The sequence below is a fragment of the Streptomyces graminilatus genome (genome assembly GCF_001418565.1).
In the GTDB taxonomy this organism is placed as follows: Bacteria; Actinomycetota; Actinomycetes; order Streptomycetales; family Streptomycetaceae; genus Streptomyces; species Streptomyces graminilatus.
The window spans coordinates 1-1,127 of sequence record NZ_LIQQ01000848.1 but is presented as its reverse complement, the minus strand read 5'-3'; the positions used below and the strand labels follow the sequence as shown (position 1 = coordinate 1,127).

Sequence of the window (1,127 nt, the reverse complement as noted above, 5' to 3'; positions counted from 1 at the left end):
GACGCTCGGACCAGTAGGGGGCGAGGGCCGTGTGGGCGCTGCCGGTGACCGGGTCCTCGTCGATGCCGATCCGGGGGAAGAAGCAGCGCGAGACGAAGTCGTGGCCTGCGGCGGGGTCGTCGGCGCGGGCGGTGGCGATGATGCCGCGTTCCGAGTGGGCGGCCAGGGCCTTGAGGTCGGGGGTGAGGCCCAGGACCGTTTTCTCGTCGGCGACCTCGATCAGCAGGTCGCCGACGTTCGGACCGGTGTCGAAGGCCGCGACAGGCTCGGCGCCCAGCGCTTCGGCGACCTGGGCGGGGGGCTCGACACGGGTCAGGGGGGCGGTCGGGAAGTCGAGGGTGATCGAGCCGTCCTCCTGGGGCGTCGCGCTGAGGACACCGCTGAGGGTGGCGAACCGTACGGGTCCGGTGTGGGAGCCGGTCGTGTGCAGGACGTGGGCCGTGGCGAGCGTGGCGTGGCCGCACATGGCGACCTCGGCGGCCGGGGTGAACCAGCGCAGCGCCCAGTCGGCCTCGCCGCCCTCGGGCAGGGGGTGGGCGAACGCCGTCTCGGCGTGGTTGACCTCCAGGGCGATCCGCTGGAGCCGGGCGTCGTCCGGGAAGGCGTCGAGGAGCATGACGCCGGCCGGGTTGCCGGCGAAGGGGCGGTCGGTGAAGGCGTCGACGATTCGAATGCGCATGGGTACGACGCTAGACGGGCGGCGGAGTGGCGGGCCAAGGCCAATTCCCGGGTGCTGGACCTGGTTTCGGGTGCGGTCGGCCGGAGCCTGGCCATCCTGCCCTGGGTGGAACCCCTGATCCCTGATCCCTGACCCCGGACACCGGATGTCCGTCGAGCGGATCAAGCCCACCTCAGGCGGGAACCGCCTCCGGGGGCTCGCCCACGGACATCTCCCCCACCGCTCTCGGCCTGCTCCTGGGAGGGCGGGGCATCTGCGGAGCCCCGTCGCCCGAACGGGGAAGACGTCACGTCGATGAGCGGGGCCAGCCGGCCGGCGTCGGCAGCGCGGAACCGTCGGCCATTGGCGGCCGAGAAGCCGTGAGGCTGCGGAAATACGCAAGCCCGGGGTGACCGGAGAGCCGGGTCTCGCCGACGACGGTGAATCCGACGCGGGTCAGCACGGTCTG

Annotated in this window: 1 protein-coding gene; it reads right to left on the bottom strand. The window is 72.8% G+C overall.

Annotated elements, in window-relative coordinates; translation table 11 throughout:
• Positions 1–679 (bottom strand): PhzF family phenazine biosynthesis protein (locus AOK08_RS42175; protein ID WP_055535890.1); only part of this gene is annotated, 679 nt, incomplete at its 3' end.
• Between the last annotated feature and the right edge of the window lie 448 nt (positions 680–1,127).